Annotated in this window: 16 protein-coding genes; 3 read left to right on the plus strand and 13 right to left on the minus strand. The window is 33.7% G+C overall.

Translation table 11 applies throughout. The features are described from left to right. Window positions 1-169 precede the first annotated feature (169 nt). The 6 genes from HHU12_RS26525 to HHU12_RS26550 all read right to left on the minus strand — a co-directional run bounded on the left by HHU12_RS26525 (window position 170) and on the right by HHU12_RS26550 (window position 5,600). The gene (locus HHU12_RS26525) at window positions 170-895 is read right to left on the minus strand and encodes a hypothetical protein (RefSeq protein ID WP_169659766.1); all 726 of its coding nucleotides are present in this window, start codon (window positions 893-895) and stop codon (window positions 170-172) included. Window positions 896-939: 44 nt separating this feature from the next. After that, window positions 940-1,698, minus strand: coding sequence for a hypothetical protein (locus tag HHU12_RS26530; protein WP_169659767.1), 759 nt, complete (start codon window positions 1,696-1,698; stop codon window positions 940-942). 131 nt (window positions 1,699-1,829) lie between these two features. After that, window positions 1,830-1,991: a hypothetical protein gene (locus HHU12_RS26535; RefSeq protein ID WP_169659768.1), complete on the minus strand. Its 162-nt coding sequence runs from the start codon at window positions 1,989-1,991 to the stop codon at window positions 1,830-1,832. A 67-nt stretch (window positions 1,992-2,058) separates the two neighbouring features. Then, a complete protein-coding gene (locus HHU12_RS26540; protein WP_169659769.1) occupies window positions 2,059-2,550 on the minus strand; it encodes a hypothetical protein in 492 nt (163 codons plus the stop codon). Then, window positions 2,516-4,144, minus strand: coding sequence for a hypothetical protein (locus HHU12_RS35115; protein ID WP_205959999.1), 1,629 nt, complete (start codon window positions 4,142-4,144; stop codon window positions 2,516-2,518). Before HHU12_RS35115 ends, HHU12_RS26540 begins: the two co-directional genes overlap by 35 nt. Before the next feature lie 22 nt (window positions 4,145-4,166). Beyond that, entirely contained in the window at window positions 4,167-5,600 is a 1,434-nt protein-coding gene (locus HHU12_RS26550) for an ATP-binding protein (protein WP_169659770.1), read from the minus strand. A gap of 516 nt (window positions 5,601-6,116) precedes the next feature. On the opposite strand from HHU12_RS26550, the gene HHU12_RS26555 reads away from it, so the two are divergent. Continuing rightward, a complete protein-coding gene (locus HHU12_RS26555; protein WP_169659771.1) occupies window positions 6,117-7,022 on the plus strand; it encodes a hypothetical protein in 906 nt (301 codons plus the stop codon). Window positions 7,023-7,264: 242 nt separating this feature from the next. On the opposite strand, the gene HHU12_RS26560 is transcribed toward HHU12_RS26555, so the two are convergent. The 6 genes from HHU12_RS26560 to HHU12_RS26585 all read right to left on the minus strand — a co-directional run bounded on the left by HHU12_RS26560 (window position 7,265) and on the right by HHU12_RS26585 (window position 15,763). Next, window positions 7,265-8,404: a THUMP domain-containing class I SAM-dependent RNA methyltransferase gene (locus tag HHU12_RS26560; RefSeq protein WP_240971142.1), complete on the minus strand. Its 1,140-nt coding sequence runs from the start codon at window positions 8,402-8,404 to the stop codon at window positions 7,265-7,267. 306 nt (window positions 8,405-8,710) lie between these two features. Next, the gene (gene cmk / locus HHU12_RS26565; protein ID WP_169659772.1) at window positions 8,711-9,391 is read right to left on the minus strand and encodes a (d)CMP kinase; all 681 of its coding nucleotides are present in this window, start codon (window positions 9,389-9,391) and stop codon (window positions 8,711-8,713) included. A gap of 148 nt (window positions 9,392-9,539) precedes the next feature. After that, window positions 9,540-10,946, minus strand: a complete 1,407-nt coding sequence (locus tag HHU12_RS26570) for an LptF/LptG family permease (RefSeq protein ID WP_169659773.1) — start codon at window positions 10,944-10,946, stop codon at window positions 9,540-9,542. 148 nt (window positions 10,947-11,094) lie between these two features. Next, window positions 11,095-11,649, minus strand: coding sequence for a hypothetical protein (locus HHU12_RS26575; protein WP_169659774.1), 555 nt, complete (start codon window positions 11,647-11,649; stop codon window positions 11,095-11,097). Window positions 11,650-11,654: 5 nt separating this feature from the next. Next, on the minus strand, window positions 11,655-15,014 hold the full coding sequence (locus tag HHU12_RS26580; protein ID WP_169659775.1) for a UvrD-helicase domain-containing protein: 3,360 nt from the start codon (window positions 15,012-15,014) through the stop codon (window positions 11,655-11,657). Window positions 15,015-15,052: 38 nt separating this feature from the next. After that, entirely contained in the window at window positions 15,053-15,763 is a 711-nt protein-coding gene (locus HHU12_RS26585; protein WP_169659776.1) for a LytR/AlgR family response regulator transcription factor, read from the minus strand. Between the two features lie 116 nt (window positions 15,764-15,879). On the opposite strand from HHU12_RS26585, the gene HHU12_RS26590 reads away from it, so the two are divergent. Continuing rightward, window positions 15,880-17,142: a M48 family metallopeptidase gene (locus HHU12_RS26590; protein WP_169659777.1), complete on the plus strand. Its 1,263-nt coding sequence runs from the start codon at window positions 15,880-15,882 to the stop codon at window positions 17,140-17,142. 115 nt (window positions 17,143-17,257) lie between these two features. On the opposite strand, the gene HHU12_RS26595 is transcribed toward HHU12_RS26590, so the two are convergent. Beyond that, window positions 17,258-17,707, minus strand: a complete 450-nt coding sequence (locus HHU12_RS26595) for an RrF2 family transcriptional regulator (RefSeq protein ID WP_169659778.1) — start codon at window positions 17,705-17,707, stop codon at window positions 17,258-17,260. A gap of 200 nt (window positions 17,708-17,907) precedes the next feature. Here HHU12_RS26595 and HHU12_RS26600 point away from each other — a divergent pair, with 200 nt between their 5' ends. After that, entirely contained in the window at window positions 17,908-18,144 is a 237-nt protein-coding gene (locus tag HHU12_RS26600) for a hypothetical protein (protein WP_169659779.1), read from the plus strand. Window positions 18,145-18,302 lie beyond the last annotated feature (158 nt).

Consider the following 18,302-nt stretch of genomic DNA (forward strand, 5'->3'; position numbering starts at 1 on the left):
CAAAAACACTCACCAAAAAGAATAAATATCCTGATTTTAGTGAGTGCTAGAGTCTATTTACCAAGACTCCCTAGTTAACTTCTTGAGAGGAAGAGTAAAAAAATGCTTATTACAAATACTATAAATCGCCTTGATACAAATATATTCTATTCATACCAAGGCGATATCATTACTTCACCTCTTCAAATTTCCCTTCCTCAGTGATTAGGTACTTTCTAGTATTTCCATCCAGTTGATGAATAATAGAATCTTTATACACTATAAGTGCCCCTCTTCCATCTCTGATAGCATTGTATGTACCTTCAAAATCGAATTCAAGACGATCAATCATATCACCCGTGTATTTGTTATGTGAAGCCATATAAAATGGAGAATAATCTTGATTATCAAGTTGGTTATTTTTCTTTATATAGGTTATTATATTAAACTTCCCCCAAGCTGTAAACAACTCATTTCGACTGTAGTAATCACCAATTGCATTATATTCGAGAGTTGTATCGTCCCAATATAAATCATCATAGATTGTTCCTAAAGCCTCGTATATTTTAGTTTTGTTAATTATATCGTTTAGTGAATCTATTATCCCAAATAGTCTTCTATTTTCATATATCATTGTGGGGTCAAAAAAAGTATATACTAGTTTATATGAGATTCCATACTGTTCCCAAGATGTATAATCATCATCTTCTAATGTTTTAAAAGAATAAGGATATGCTGTAATAGGAGAACCTTTAAATAATTTTTTTACAAGTTCTGCTCGTTTTGAACTAACCTGAGGTTGTTGAATAGAACTTTGGGATTCCTCTTTCTGGTTCTGAGATTGTTGATCACAGCTTATAAAAGATATGACAGAAAGTATACTCAAGGATAGATAAATTAAAAAATAATACTTCATTTTGTGTTTGTTTAATTAGCTGTTGAGAAAACTTTTATAGTAACTTAAATTTTTACAAATTTCCCCTCCTCTGTGATTAAATACTTCCTTGTATTCTCATCGATTTTATGAATAATAGAGTCTTTATAAATAATAAAAGCACCTCTTCCATCTCTAATAGCATTGTATGTACCTTTAAATTCGAAGGAAAGACGATCGATCATATCACCTGTGTATTTGTTATGTGATGATAAATAAAATGGAGAATACTCCTGTTTATCAACCTGATTAAAAACTTTTATATAAGTGATTATATTAAACCTCTCCCAACCTGAGAAAAACTTATTTTGGCTGTAGCGATTTCCACTAGCTATATATTGTCCATCTTCTTCGTACCAATATAGTTTGTCATAGATAGTCCCTAAAGCTTCATATTTATTATTCTCCTCATTAATAAGGTTAAGGGAATCAATGGCTTTGAATAGTCTTCTATTTTCGTATAACATAGTTGTGTCAATAAAAGCATGTACAGTTTTAGGATAGAAACCATTATGTTTCCAAGATTCATAACCATAGTTTTTTGTTATTTCATAATAATAAGGATATTCAGTAACAGGAGTACCCCAATATAGATCCTTTACTAACTCTATTTGTTCTGCACTAATCTGAAGCTGTTGAAGCGAGTTCTGAGATTCCTTTTTCTGATTCTGAGATTGTTGATTTAAACTCTGTTTTTCCTTTTTCTGGTTCTGAGGTTGTTGATCACAGCTTACAGAAAATATGATAAAAAGTATACTCAGAGATATATTAATTAAAAATTTCATAGTTGCTTTTATTTTCTTTTATCCGCAATAGGTTAGTTAGCTTCTTGAGGGGAAGAGTAAAAAAATGCTTATTACAAATACTATAAATCGCCTTGATACAAATATATTCTATTCATACCAAGACGATATCATTACTTCACCTCTTCAAACATCCCTTTTTCAATAATTAGGTACTTTCTAGTATTTCCATCCAGTTGATGGATAATAGAATCTTTATACACTACAAGTGTCCCTCTTCCATCTCTTATGGCATTGTATGTACCTTCAAGGTCAAAGGAAATACGATCGATCATATCATCTGAGTATTTATTATGAGAAGCTAAACAAAATAGCGATACAACCTGATTATCAAATTAATTATTAATTACAATCTGATTCCAAATCATACCCTAAATAATAATAATGTTCCCATAAAACAGCTTCTGTTTCTTTATTTAATACCTTTAATTGAATCCCCTCTGAAGTCGTACATATATTAATGCTGTCTTCAATGTTATCATTGTCCAAATCTAAAAATGATAACTTTTCACTTGAAATAACTCCAATTCCCCAACCTATATCTTGATTGTTTTCAACTGTATAAAAATTTGTTTCTTCTGAAAAATTCATATCTCTTTCTAACTGAAACATTTCACAAGAAGATTCACTATTTTGTGCTACAACTTTTCTTATTAAATGACCTATTCCCACTTCTTTTTTATAAAACACATTAACTTCTTCCCCACTAAGATTATCTTTTTCAGAAGCTATACAATCATTATAAATTAGCCCTATATTTATTGTATTATTGTCATTAAAACATGATGTAAGAAATACGTTAACGACCATTATGAGACCAATGAGGTTCATCATTTTTATGTTTAAAGACTCCATAAGATTCCGCAACTTCATGTAAATCAGTATTATTATTTGTACTTTCATTATATTTTATTTTTACTTTTGTTTTATCATTTTTCAATATTGAAATTTCACCTTCCCAAAATATTTCCATATCAATAGCATTACCAGCAATATGATTACTGGTCAATGACGGTGCTACTTTACTTTTGGGAGGAACAGCCAATCCAAAGCCTTTCACCATTTCCAATGCACCCTTTTTACTAGCATTAATATCACCATGATCCCATTTAATATTTACTCCTTCAAGTTTAGATGCATCACTAGGTTTACATTTACCAAGAGATATTTTCCAACACCAATGAAACAGATAAGCCCTTTTACTGCTTCTTTTTGTTGCTTTAATTTTAACAGTTGCACCTGAATTTTCTAAAGCTTTTATAAATTGAGATACATTTTTTTTAAAACCTGAATTTAAGTCATCGATTTTGTTACTATTTTTTGCGTGTTCATTTGCCCACTTAACCCAATATTTACCACTTTTTTTTGATGTGTCTTTATTTTTTTTATCTGAACTTTCTTTCTCAAGTGTATTATTTTTTTTTGAAATTAGCAATCTCCCCATCTCAATTTCTTCCTCTTCACTTGTCCACCCACTATCCATAAAGTCGTAAAGTTTCTTTTTTAGCTCATCAGACATATTATTAATCTGAGCATCTGTAGATTGATTCACAATATGATAAGCAAAATTATCCGATATCGTTTCAATAAAAGCAAAACTGTCTTTATTGGTATATCCCTCAATGACTGCAATTATAAATTTGTCGTTATACCCAATATAATCGCAAAGTTCAAAAGCTATATCCTTTTCCTCACATCCCTGTCTATTCTCTATAAAGAGACTTACACTATCTTTATCTAACTTTTGATTTTTAAGCCCATTTATTCTTTCTTCTTCCCTTTGGAGCCTTTCTTTTTCTTTAGCAAGTTCCGCCTGCTTTTTAGCATCATCTGCTTTTTTAATTGCCTTCTTTTTAGCAACTTGTTTTTTTACTCCCTCTACTTTATCTGGAGTAGTGGTCCTAAGTAGATTCTCAGTTTTACCTCCCCGTGTAATCTGACCGTCACCTATATTATATCCAACTACTTCTATCTGAAATTTCCTTATAGCATGAATAGTTTCCTGTAAATTTTGAATTGGCACTATATTATTTGATTGATCTGTTAGTTCTGAAGCAAAATTTTTCGCACTTAACATATTCAATTCGTACAGTTTTTGTTGTACCCAATATACATCATGAGCATAGTTCATATCTTCATCAGTCAGCACTTTACCTACATGACTTTTTAACTTTATTGAAGAGACGTGCTGAGGAATATCTTCTCCAATTTTTATATTTTTCAATTCCCCCCCAAATAAATCAGAATGATCCTTTTTATAAGTGGGAGGTATCATTTTTCCATCTAGGCCTTCAATATCCAGATTTGTAGGATTAAAATTATTAAAATCACCTATTTTTAAGTGCTCTAAAGAACGCGGATCTCCCTTTTTTAGTAGTTTTTTTTTGTCTTCACCTAATTTTTCAAGGCTAAAATCTGTATTTCTCATTTATTATTGATCGTTAGCTTTTTTACATTCGTCTTCCTGAGTGTACTGCTGTTCTACCTAACCTTTGCTCCATTAATGCCGCCGCAGGTGAATTATCCGGACAAGCCATAAATCTGGAATCTCGCTTGTAGTATTCTTTTTTCATGATAGGTTCTATCATTTCATAAGTTAATTCCGTGGTATTAATAGACAGTGCTTCAATAATTACCCCAGAAATAATATTAGAAATATTTGCACCTGACAATTGAAAATTTGCACTTAATTTATCCAACACACCTTCTCCAAAAGTAAACCCTTCTGGTATTGCGTTCTGCCATAACTCCAAACGTTGTTGCTGTTTAGGAAATGGAAACTCAACGATAGTAGAAATACGTCTTAGCATTGCTTTATCTAGATGTGTTCTTATGTCTTGAACATTTGTTGCAAGTATTACAACTCCATCAAAACGCTCTAATCTTTGTAAGAGGTATGACATTTCTTGATTCGCATATTTATCTTTAGTATCCTTGACTTCCTCTTGTCTTTTAGTGAAAATTGAGTCGGCCTCATCAATAAACAATATACAGTCTCGGCCATCCAACCTACTAAAAACCTTTTCCATTGCTTTCTCAAAATCACCTACATAACGGGATAATACTCTTGAAAGGTCAAGCGTATAAGTCGGTAAGTGGTATGCTTCCCCAAGGCTCGTAGCTGTAAGCGATTTACCTGTACCTGGAGAACCCGAAAATATAATAATATGTGTGTTGTTTAACTTTTTCTTTAATGAAGGATTGTTTTTCAGAATAGGTCTGACCTTCATATATTTCTGAAGGTCTTCAAGGCCTTCTCTTGTCTCCTTGTCATGTACAATTTTATCAAAAGGAACTTTAGAAGTCAGCAATCTTGCTGGGAAATCATATTCATGATCCAATTGAGGACGCTTCCCTCCCAATAAATAAGACACATAGTTTGACGCTAGTTGGACCCTGTGATTTAAATTACTTTCTCCAATATTCCCTTCATCAGAGTAAGATAGAATTCCATATTTCGTTAAGGGGTACTCTATAGACGTGTATTTTAAGAGTGCATTCTGATATTCATCTTTTGAATAAAATAATGCTAAAAAAGTTTTTAGAGTAGGATAAAAATTAGCTGTATCTTTATCTAATGTTCCTCCATAAAGCTGTCTCAAATCTCTATTAGAAAACGCATCTGCGAGCGATTTTAACAATGCGGGATCATACTCCCAAGCATAAGCCAATGCTATTAACTTCAAATCAAGTGTATCTAATTGGAACTCTTCTACCATCTGAGAAACATGGCTTTCGGGGTGTAACTCAATTTCAGCTTCTCCCAAATTTAAACTCTGATCAAAAGTATTAAGAAGCGTAGTGCACAGTGCATCAAGAATAGTGTTGAAATCTGTTTGGTGGATAGATAGATTAACTTTTTGCTCTAACTCATTTAGTATCATAGTTGCTTTGTTTTTACCGCTAATTTTTAGGATTCTTATTGTTAGTTTCTCCCCGAAATTTGATTAGCGTTAGTTTTTAAATGGATGTATTATTAAAATTTATTTATTTTGCTCGCGTAAAAATAAGAAAGATTTTAACAGTAGCAAATAAATGTAAATAGCGAATTCACTCCTAATGATTCTAATGGTACAATTTTCTTTTTTATCTAAGCCGTATTAAATCAAACATAACTAACTGAAAATAAACCAACTATTTACACACATATCATATTCAAAAACTGTGGATTGCCTTTAGTCAATAAACCGTGTTGAAAAGAAAAATAGTAGAGTTTGCTTTTGTGAAGTAAAGAAAAACCTGAAAACTCTGCAATTAACTTAGCATTATCAATTCCTAATCAAGATAAAGTTTGTAATGCAATTTTCTTGTATCAGTATTCTCGTTTGTAATCACTCAAAAACTAGATTATATTCGATCAAGAATAACAAACCATTTCAAACAGACTTCAGAAATTAAAAATGAAACAAATTTCAATACTTTTTATCTTATTTTCCCTTTATCAATCCACTTTGGGACAAACACACAAACATGATTATTTTTCCGATTCCAAGTACTTTGATGAATGCATAATAATACATTACAAAATCAAGAAAATTACCGTTAGTGAATTTTATTCTTTTTTGGAAAATCAAACTATCTATACTTTTAATGAGAAGGGAGAACTAATCTGTAGTGAATCAAATTCTTTTGAAAAAGATGCTCCTGAAATTATCAGCCGCCAAACTAAAGACTGTAACGAATATACTAATGGTCTTCAAACTCGACACTTGAGGTATAGAGATCAAAAAGAAAAACCGGAATGGATTGAGGAGTTTAATTATGAATTTGATAAAAATGGGAATATCATCGAGATCCGTACAATTGATCACACCATTCCAAGAAATTCTAATGTGGAAACTTTTCTTTATGATGATGAAAATCGATTTATCAAATCAATCACAAATTCAGGGTATATTACTGAAGAATATTATGATGCTGATGACAACCTCATTGAATCTTCATGGGGTTCTGACAGCTTAGATTTTAATACGGTAAAGTACACATATGATCGATGGAAGAATATATTGACAATGGATTACAGCGGAGTAGTCTTTGATAATTACTCCTTAGTTGGTACAGAAAACCAATATGACAAGTTTGGTAGAAAGAAAAGTAAAACATTAGTTTATGCCAGTGGCAACAAACAATTTGAAACCTATTATTACGATAATGATTCCATCATTAGAGTAGAAACTCGTTTTTCTGATAGCGATTTCAAGAACCAAACCATCGAAATTTATAATTCAGAACTAATCCAATCTATCACTGAAAAAAGTAATAATAAAACATACCTCAAGAAAACTTTTGAGTATGAATTCTTTTAGATAAGTACTAAGACAAAATTATTTAATACTAATTCTTATTATTGTTTTGCGATTACTTCCTTCAAAAAACTTTTAATAGAACCACTATTAATACGTTTTTTAGCGTCGTACTCACAAAAAATAATTAAGAATTAATTGTCAATTATTTTTGGCTTAGTACTTAGAGTATGTTTGAGAGTATAAAAAAACCTATCCATTTTACAATCTAAGGATAGGTTTTCTCTATTTTTAAAAGGAGTTCATTATGCTTTCGCTCCCTTATACATTTCAAACTTCGCTAATCGACACTCAATAGAACCATTGTAAAGTTGAATTTTCTTACTTGGTCTTAATCCCACGTATTTCAAGGCTTTCATATTACCACTGAAAATCCAGGCATCATAACCGCTGAAATCTTGCTTCAACTTATCTCCCATTTTTCTGTAAAGTTCTTCTATATCTTTACCGATACGCTCACCGTAAGGAGGGTTACAAACAATAATACCGTTCTCACCGATAGGTTTGCGGTCAAAGAAACTGTTTTTTGAGATTCTTAAATCCTCATCCAAGCCAGAACGTTCTGCATTGGCATAAGAAATATCAATGGCTTCTCTATCAATATCAGAACCAACGATTGGCACCTCAATTTCTTTTCTCGCTCTCTTTGCTTCTCTGAAAATCTGATTGAACAATCTTCTATCGTAATCCTTCCAGTTCATAAAAGCAAACTTTCTTTTCAAGCCTGGAGGGGTGTTACTCGCAATCATTGCTGCTTCTACCAACAAAGTACCAGAACCACACATTGGGTCTAAGAATGGTCTTTCACCTTTCCAACCTGTAAGCATGATCAACCCTGCCGCCAATACCTCATTCAAAGGTGCCTGACGTTGTTCAGATCTATATCCTCTACGGTGTAATGACTCACCAGATGAATCTAAAGAAAGAATACACTCTCTTTGTGAAACGTGGATATGCACCAACACTTCAGGATCTTTTACATTGACATTGGGTCTTCTTTTAAATACTTCAGAGAAGTGATCAGCAATAGCATCTTTTACTTTTAAGGCAACATACTTGGAGTGCGTAAAAGTGTCTGACCATACAGTACTGTCAATTGCAAAGGTGCCATCAACATCAATATACTTTGCCCAGTTGACCTTTTTGGTTTTCTCATAAAGATCTTCCTCATTTCTTGCTCTGAAGTTTTTAATAGGAAGTAAAATTTTCAAAGCTGTACGAACATGCAAGTTGGCTTTGTAAAGGATTTCTTTGTCTCCTTCAAAAGTCACAGCCCTGTTTACTGCTTTTACATTTCTTGCTCCAATTGCGAGAAGCTCTTCTTTTAATAATTCTTCCAAGCCAAAAAAGGTCTTGGCTGTCATCTTGAAATCTTGATCTGCCAATGTGGTATCTTTTATTATTTTTTTGCAAATGTACACAGAAAATAATGGAATCATTCAACTCGCATACATTCATTGACAAGGAAGGGTTTTTAATGAAGAATTAAGAATGTAGAATGAAGAATGAAGGTGGTTCGTATTATGGTTCTGTAGAGCCACAATGCCTTGTGGCTTAAGAACCACCATAAAAACCACTCTCTAAACCACAACAAGAACCACCTTCATTCTTCATTCAAAGTATTTTAAACAAAAGAAAAAGGTCAATTCTAGTGCGACTAAAATTGACCTCTCCCCCTGATATTATAAAAACTAAGCATCGATTTTTTTCTTTGCCAGCTTTAAAATACTTTCTACTTGCTGTTCAATTGTCAGTGCTGAAGTATCTACTACAATGGCATCATCTGCTTTTTTCAACGGGCTTTCTTTTCTTGTTGAATCCAGGTGATCTCTGTTTCTGATATCTGCTTCTACGTCTTCAAGGTTGGTTGCAACTCCTTTCGCTTCCATTTCCTTCAATCTGCGTTTCGCTCTTACCGTCACATCAGCCGTCATAAATACTTTCAGTTCAGCTTCTGGGAAAACGACAGTACCAATATCTCTACCATCCATCACAATGCCTTTCTCCTCTCCCATTTTTTGCTGTTCAGCGACATTGAATACACGAACGGCTTTAATGCTTGCCACATCACTTACTCTACTTGTGATATCCATGTTACGGATAAATGGCTCAACGTTGACATTGTTGACATGGATTTCACCGATTCCCGATTCAGGGTTCATGACAAACTTCAATGAAATAGATGCCAATGCTTTGTCTACTTCAGTAGGATCTGAAAAATCCACTTCATTAGACAGAAAATGATACGTAACGGCTCTGTACATTGCCCCTGTATCAATAAATATATAATCTAAAGCTTTTGCCACTGCTTTAGCGGTAGTACTTTTTCCACAACCTGCGTGCCCGTCTAAGGCAATTATGATTTTCTTCATTTCTTAAGATCTTCATTCTTTGCTATCCTTCATGATAGCCTACAACAATTGCTCTACGGTGTAAAACGTAAAACATACGAATATAAAAAGAAAACCCTATGTAATCTAAAAATACATAGGGTTTTTAAATATTATGATGGAGCAAATACTACTTCTTCTTGAAAAGACTTTTTAGTAGTACTCCATAGTAATCTGTATCAAATAATTTTGCATCATTCTTCGCTTGGAGTGTAAAGAACATACCCATTACAAATAAGAATATATTCGATAGCCAAGCTCCCAATACAGGGTCAATTACTAGCTCTTTTGCCATTTTCTCACCTGTGATTGTAATGATATAGTACACTACAAAGAAGAATACGGATACAAGAACCGGCACACCTAAACCACCTTTCTTGATAATTGCACCTAATGGAGCACCGATAAGGAACATCATTAAGATGGCAATTGCCGTTGAAACTTTCTTTTGCACATCTAAAGTATAACGCACTTCCTCTCTTGTCTGATTCTTATTTCTAGAAGCATTTGATTTCAGAACGTTATAGAAGCTTGATGCACTGTTGTAAGCTGAAGAGTAAATTCTCAATTGATTTTCTGATGTTTCAGGATCGAATTTCTTCTTTGTTACTTTGTTTGCATCATGCTCATTTTTATTAGAAGTAAAACGGTAGTAGAATTGTGTATTACCATTTTTCACTAACATATTGCTATAGTCTACCATAGCTTTATTGAGTGAATCTTGCTCTTCTAATAACTGAGTACGGTTTTTCATTAAGTTATGTCCCATGAAAAGATCCTCTTTTGTTTCATTCATAGCATAAGACGCCATGCTGAAATAAAATACTGAAGAATCGAATTCTGAATGAACATACTGAACGTCTGCCTTACTTTTCTTATCTTCTACCTCACTATAAGCATTACCTTCAAATAAAGTAAGCATCATAAAAGTATCATCGTTGATCAACTGCATTTTACCATGGTTGGCCAAGATCACCTCTTTGTTACCTCTGTGCCCCTCATGCTTATAAATGATCACATCATGAATACCTTCACCATCTTCATCTTTTTTGGCTACTTTAATACTATAACCTTCCAAACCATCATAAAATGCACCTTCTTTAAGGTTGATTGTTGGTTTCGTTTGTTTGATATCGTAAAGTAAACTGTATGCTTTCAAGTTGGCGTGAGGTACAACCGTATCGTTATAAACCAATTGTATCACTACTACAGCCACTGTAAATAGAAATACCGGACGTAATATTCTTAATAGTGAAATACCTGCACCTTTGATGGCTGTTAGCTCTGAATGCTGACCTAAACTACCATAAGTCATCAGTGTAGCAAGTAGTACAGCTAATGGAAGCGCCACTGGAACTAAAGCTAGTGCAAACCAGAAAAACAACTCCAAATAAACATCATAACCCAAGTCTTTTCCTAAGAAATAAACGAACTTGGAAATCATGTATTGAGACCAAAAAATAAAAAGTACAATTGACGATGTTAACGCAAATGGACCTATGTATGCTTTTAATAATAGCTTATCTAGCTTCTTCATACTTTATAGTGTGATTTTACTATACCCACAAATATTTTTCATGAGTAACGCAAATCTAAAAAACTGCTTTTTATTTTAAATACACTTTTTGAATGTAAAGCAAGTTTTTTAAAACTTTAACAACCTTTTAGAAAGAATTCAAGTGGGATTAATCCATATACTCATCTACGGCAGATTCGATAGCGGACATTTTACTAGGTGAATATTTACCATATGTAATATGTAATATTTTTCCTTCTGGCGATAGAATATAGAAATAAGGGTCTGCTTTGTCACCCAATCCTAAATTCTTTTTATGCTGTTTTACCTCTCCCATCACAATGGCAATATTAGGTTGAAGTTTCTTGTCAATTTTCTTTTTCATTGACCCTTTGATTGACTTCTCTGCTGTCTTTGCAATACCTCTTGCCAAGGCTACAAAATACATGTTTACATCATAAGATACAGAGCCGAAAAGGTCTGATTTTGGAGGGTTGATAAAAGTATCATAGATGGGTTGCATCCAAGTCTCCAAATTGTCTTGTGATTTTTTAGAATAAGAAACACCTATCAAGGTTACTTTTCCTTTTCCCGCTGACGGTAAAGTAATGGCCTTATCTGTCAATGTTTCAGCTTCCATGGTTGGAAATGGCTTTCCTTTTTGGGCAAAAGTTGTAAGGGCAAACAACAAGAATACACTAGTCAGTGTTATTAACTTTTTCATTGTTATTAAAGAGTTACGTTTTTGATATATAAGTTTTCTGTATAGACTAATTTTAATGTAATAGCAGTATAACCCATCTTGCGTAATTCGGCACCATATCTTTGAATTTGTTTTTCGTGATCCTTCTCATAAGAACCCGTTTTATAATCTAGTATTACTGCTTCATTTTGTCTGATCAGCAAACGGTCTGGACGGTCTACTGTCACCTGTTGCATTTCGTATTTTGAAGGGGTAACAATCTCGGATTCATTGAGCACTTCGTAGCCTGACTTTTCATCAAAATACGCTTCCAATTCCGGATGTTGCACCACATCAAACAGCTTCTGAATATAGTCTCCTTTTTCTGTGGATGAGATAAAACCATTCACTTCCAAATTTCGGACCGCATCATGCACATCGTCTTTATATTTTATTTTTTCGAACGCTTTATGCACCAAAATACCACTTTCTTGCGCTTCCAAAATATCTAAGAAAGACACTTCTTGTTCACCTTGTTCGTACGTACCGCTTTTCAGTTTCAATTGATCCGTATTATCAGTGTGAATAATATTGACAACCTCCTTTTCTTCTTCCTCTTCTTCTACGCCTTTACCCTCTGTCACACCTTCATAAAACTGATATTCATTGAATAATACCTCGTCAATTTCATCAGTAGGCAACTCGGTAGGTTGTGTAGCATTGATATAATTTAAAATAGGCACTGCAACGGTATCTTTGGTCTGTGCTTTCTCTCCTTTCTTATTGACTTTCGCCTCCTCTGTACAGATAATATGCAAGTATTTTTCAGCACGTGTAGTGGCTACATAAAGCATATTGATAGCATCAATATAGGTATCGTTGCACTCTTCATGATACTCTTCTTCAAAAGGTGTTCCTTCTAATTTTGAATTGACACCAAGTTGCACCGCATTTAATTCTGGAATAATATCATTGTTCTCCCAATCAAACCATTTTGTTTCTCCTTTTTTAGGAATGGTAGACCAATCTGCAAAAGGTAAAATCACTACTGGAAATTCTAGACCTTTTGATTTATGGATGGATAGAATACGAACCGCGTTGGTATTTTCTGGGGTTGAAATCGATAAAGAACTCTTTTTCATTTCCCATTTCTGTAAAAATTCCTGTGCACTGTTTCCGTTATTTTCAGAGTATTCCAAAATAAAATCCAGAAACTTCACTTGATAAGACTGTTCTGTTACTCTCTGATTTAATTTGAAGACTCTAATCAACAACTCAATCAGATCATAAAGTGATTTCCTACGTAATCCTGAAATGGAAATATTCACGCCAAACTCAGCATCCAAAAAGGCCTCAAACTGTTTGTGACTTTCGCACTGTTCCACTTTATCACCCAGGCGGATGTACTCATCGCCTTTTACAGTCTCTGGTTCCGCATTTATGGTTTTCCATCTTTCATTTTTGATATCTTGAAAATGTCCCATTAAGAAACGGGTGATATTCATAAACAAAATCTTATCCGCTCTTGTGACTAGAAGTCGTATCATCTGCACAAGGAACTGTACACTAGGAGCACTGCTGACTAATAAGGATTCACTTGAAATCACTTCCATGCCCTCTTTCACCAATTTCTCGGCAATCTGAGATCCATCCTTATTGAATCGCACCAAAATGGCAATGTCTTTCAACTGGAACTTATTTTCAGTCACCAAAGTATTGATCGTATTGACAATCTTCTCTAGGTTTTGTTCTACTACTGTATCCTTCGCCCCCACTTTCTGACAAACGGAAACTCTAACTTGTCCACCTATATTTTTATTGCTTTTCTGATAGACATCTTGATAAAACTTAGAAAGTAATTCATTTTTATAGGCCTCATCAATATACTTGTACAGGGTGTTATTAAAATCAATCACATTCTCATAACTCCTCCAGTTGGTATCTAAGTTTTGAGGATCGGCACTTGCAGTCAGTGTATATTCCTCTTCTTCCAAAGCCGTTCCTTTTGCAGTTGGCAATGAAGGCAATGCCACTAACATTTCCGGTTTACCTCCTCTCCATCTATAAATGGATTGTTTGGCATCACCCACTACTAAACATTCACCTTGATACATCGACAAAGCGTGTGCTACCAAAGGAATCAGGTTATGCCATTGTGTTTTGGAAGTATCTTGAAACTCATCAATCAAAATATGTCTATAACGTTCTCCCAAACGCTCATATAAATACGGCACTGGCGAACTCTCTACTATTTTATTGATATTCTCTCCGATTTCAGAAATGTGTACCACACCTTGTTCCTCTTTCAAAGCCCCCATTTCCTGCTTGAGTACCTCCGCAGTGATAATCAAATAGATCTTATCATAAACATTTTTTATCAAAGTAGCCTTTTGGACCAAAGTCAATAAATCTTGAACCCTGTTCTGATAAATAGGTAATGCGAGATCATACTGAGCAGGGCTTTTCTTATAATTTGCCTTTGTGGTAAGCACACTTCCGTCCGTACCATCAAATACTTTTTGAGCAGTGGCATTTGGAGTCACATCATTATCACCAATCTTCCCTTCAAACTTTTTTGCATAACCTGCCACAAATCTACCCAAGCTTTCTACAGGCACTCCCACTGCAGACATTTCCTCTTTAAAATCCTCCAGTTTTATATCTTTTTCTTCCTGAAGCTCTTCATAAATAACCTTTCGGAGTTTTTTAGCCAAATGAGTATAATCCTCTATGCTCATCTTGTTATTGGTCTTTGGGTTTACCCCCAATTTCTCAATAATCTTTCTCTGATCCTCATCAAACAGCACCCTTCCAAACTGCTTGATTTGGGGTAAAATATTCCAGCTCGTCCCCTCTTCTGCTTTCTTTATCGAAAACACTTCCAAAGCTTCCGTCAGGTTTTCATGTTCTTTCTGCCCCAATTTATCCATCAAGATATACGTAGCATCTTCAATCAGTTCATCCCCATTCAATACCAATTCATAGTTAAATGGGAAATTAAGATCCCTTTTAAAAGCTTGTGCTATTTTCTGGCTGAATGCATCAATTGTACTCACTGAAAAATTAGAATACCCATGCAAAATTCGTTGATGTACAGTTTTAGAACGGCTATAAATTCTATTCAAAACAATAGATTCATCCATCCCCTTAAAATCCTTTACAATAGCATCCAGCATCCCTTCTTCACTAGGATCAGGTTTTTGAGAGAACGTTTTTAATTGTTCCAAAATCCTATCCTTCATTTCTGAAGTAGCCAAATTGGTAAAAGTCACCGCCAAAACATGTTGGAAGTAATTTGGTTGAAACTCCTCATCATATAAGTGAAGCTGAAGTACAATTTTGATGTATTCTTTGGCAAGGGTAAACGTTTTTCCAGCACCTGCTGAAGATCTATATATTTTGAACATTTATGTCTAGAATTTGAAAGTTATTAATGAAGAATAGTTTACCAATTCAGTTTCTCTTTTACGGTATCCCTATAGGTTTTCCCTATCGGAATTTCCTCTTTATCAATCCAAAGTGCATGCCTTTCAAAAGCGGTCACATGATTTAGATTCACAATATAAGAGCGATGTACACGCATAAAATTATACTGAGAAAGCTCTTTCTCCAATTTCGTCAAAGAGTGCAATGAAATTATACGTTGTTGATTTTCCAGAAAATAAGAAACATATTCTTTCAAACCTTCTATATATAAAATGCTTGATGGAGGTACTTTATAAATTTTTTGATCTCCTTTTATAAATAGGACTTCTTCTTTTGTTTCTTTCGTCTCAGAAGAGTTACTTTTTGCATCTACCTTTTCTACAGCCTTATTCACCGCCTTTACAAAACGATCAAACCCGAAAGGCTTCAATAAATAATCTACTGCATCTAATTCATAAGAAGTCACAGCATATTCTGCATAAGCCGTTGTAAATATTACTGCAGGTTGTTGTGCTATGGTTTTCAAGAAATCGACACCATTTAATTCGGGCATTTGTATGTCTAAGAAAAGAATATCTACATTGTCTTCTCTCAAATAATTCATGGCTTCCAAAGGAGATTTACAACTTCCAACGACTTCTAAATGGGGTATTTTTTCAATATAGGCTGATAATAAGGTTCTTGCGAGTTGTTCATCGTCTACAATCAAACAATTATATCTCCTTTGCATTTTATGACTATTAATTTAAGACTTCAAGTTGTGATACAAGTTCTATATTTTCATTACAAATACTACTATCCTTTCCCATGAATTATTAGATTTGTAAGAATTTTTTTAACACAACCATGAACGGAGAAACAATTTTATATATAATCGTTGGCATTCTTACCGCTGAATTTATTCTTGAAAGAGTATTGAGCTCGATGAATATTAAGGCCATGAGTGCAACGTTGCCGGAAAAACTTTCTGGTTTATACGACAAGGAAAAATATAAAAGATCACAAGATTACCAAGTAGAAAAAGATAAGCTGGGTTTTTACAGCAGTACAGCTAGTTATTTCTTGACAGTTATCCTTCTTTTAGGAGGTGGATATGCTTGGATTGACAAGTTTACAAGAGATTCATTTGATTCGAATGTAATACAGGTATTAGCCTTTTTTGCTATTATTTCCTTGATTTCAGATCTCATTGGAATTCCTTTTGAATTGCACAATACTTTCAAGATTGAAGAAAAGTATGGTTTCAATAAAATGACACCTAAAACATATATTATTGATAAGGTAAAAGGGTATGCCCTTGGCGGTCTTATTGGTGGTTTATTATTATGGGGATTCGTAGCGTTTTACTCTAACTTCCCTGATACCTATTGGATTATTGCATGGGTGGTATTTATGCTTTTCGCTTTAGGCGCTACTATGTTCTATGCCAATTTAATCTTGCCAATGTTCAATAAAATCACTCCTTTGGAGGATGGTGAATTAAGAACTGCAATTGAAAAATATGCTGAAGGTGTTGATTTCCCACTAGGTAGAATCATGGTCATGGATGGATCAAAAAGATCTACAAAAGCAAATGCTTTTTTCAGTGGTTTAGGTGGCAATAAAAATATTGTATTATACGATACATTAATTGAAAAATTATCAACTGCTGAAATTGTAGCAGTATTAGCACATGAAGTCGGTCACTATAAAAGAAAGCATACATTACAGATGTTCTTTATCTCAGCTGTAAATATGTTTATCACTTTATTCATATTGAGCTTATTTATCAACTCAAGTGAATTGGCTGAAGCTATGGGAGCGAGCAAAATGCAAGCACTCTTTAACACAAAACGTCAAATTTTATCACCATTAAACTTGGTAGCATTCTCTATGCTTTACAGCCCTATCTCAATGATTACAGGATTGGTGGTAAATGCGTTCTCGAGAAAGAACGAGTTTGAGGCAGATGCTTACGCAAAAGACACTTCTTCAAGTGAAGCTTTAATTGACGCATTAAAGAAATTATCAGTGGATTCATTGAGTAACTTGACTCCTGATCCTAATTATGTAAAAATGCATTATTCTCACCCTCCATTATTACAAAGAATGGAAGCGATGGAAGATTAAAGTATTCCTAGTTTTTACAACTTACAGAAAGCTACTTTATCAAAAGATAGGGTAGCTTTTTTTATTTTATTGAACACAAAAAAAGCTACCAATTTCTCATTAGCAGCTTCTTTTGTTATTCATCTATCAAATCTGATTTAGGTTTCTCCACTCCTTCTGGAATCAAGTCAATCAGCGATTTTTGTTTTAGAATATCTAATTGTGCATCACGCACATCGCACATTACCTTTTTCAAGGTACAAGTCACCTCGTCATCGCAATCGTCACAAGGTTCATAGTAATTCAAACTTACACAAGGAAGGGGTGCAATCGGTCCTTCAATCATTCTGTGGATATCACAAAGGGTCACTTCATGCGGATTTTTGATCAAATAATATCCTCCACCTTTTCCTTTTTTACTGCTTAATACTCTCCCCTTTCTTAACTCCAATAATATACTTTCCAAGAATTTCTGAGAGATATGTTCTGTTTCAGCAATCTCACTGATCAAAACAGGTCCCTCTCCATATTTTGAAGCCAAAAAACGTAACGCTTTGAGTGCATATTTTGTCTTTTTGGATAACATACTAATCCTATAGTTTATACCGGTTATATATAGTTCTATTGCAATTTACATAAGTTCTTGTACTTACCTATTTAAGTTAACAGATAAATACAATATTTTAAGTATGGTGCGCAATATTTCTATTATTTAGTTGAATTGATTAAGAAAAAATAGCTATCATTGAAAACAATTAGGTCACATTTTTTAAAAGTTCATTTTTTATGGAACAGATTCAGGAGTTTTTCGCCGTTTTATCGGAAGAACAAAAATATACACTTATCATCGTAGGCATCGCTATTGCTTTAATCGTTTGGAGAATTGCTAAGACTGCTATCAAATTAATTGCAATCGTTGCTATCTGTGTCATTGGTTATTTGGCTTACACTCAATTTGAGCCATCAGGTTTAGAAAAAGCAGGCAAAAAAGCCAAATTCAAAATTGAAAATGCTGTAAAATAACTGAAGCTATAGAAAAATTGAATTACAGATTAATAAACTAGCGCTGATTGTGTAAATAATACAATTATTGTTTGGTTTTTAATTATTCTATTTGTTAATTAGAGCTACGTTTTGATAGGTAAATATTGCTTATCACTCTCTTTAACAATTGAAAAAGG

Source organism: Flammeovirga aprica JL-4, from assembly GCF_012844305.1.
GTDB lineage: Bacteria > Bacteroidota > Bacteroidia > Cytophagales > Flammeovirgaceae > Flammeovirga > Flammeovirga aprica.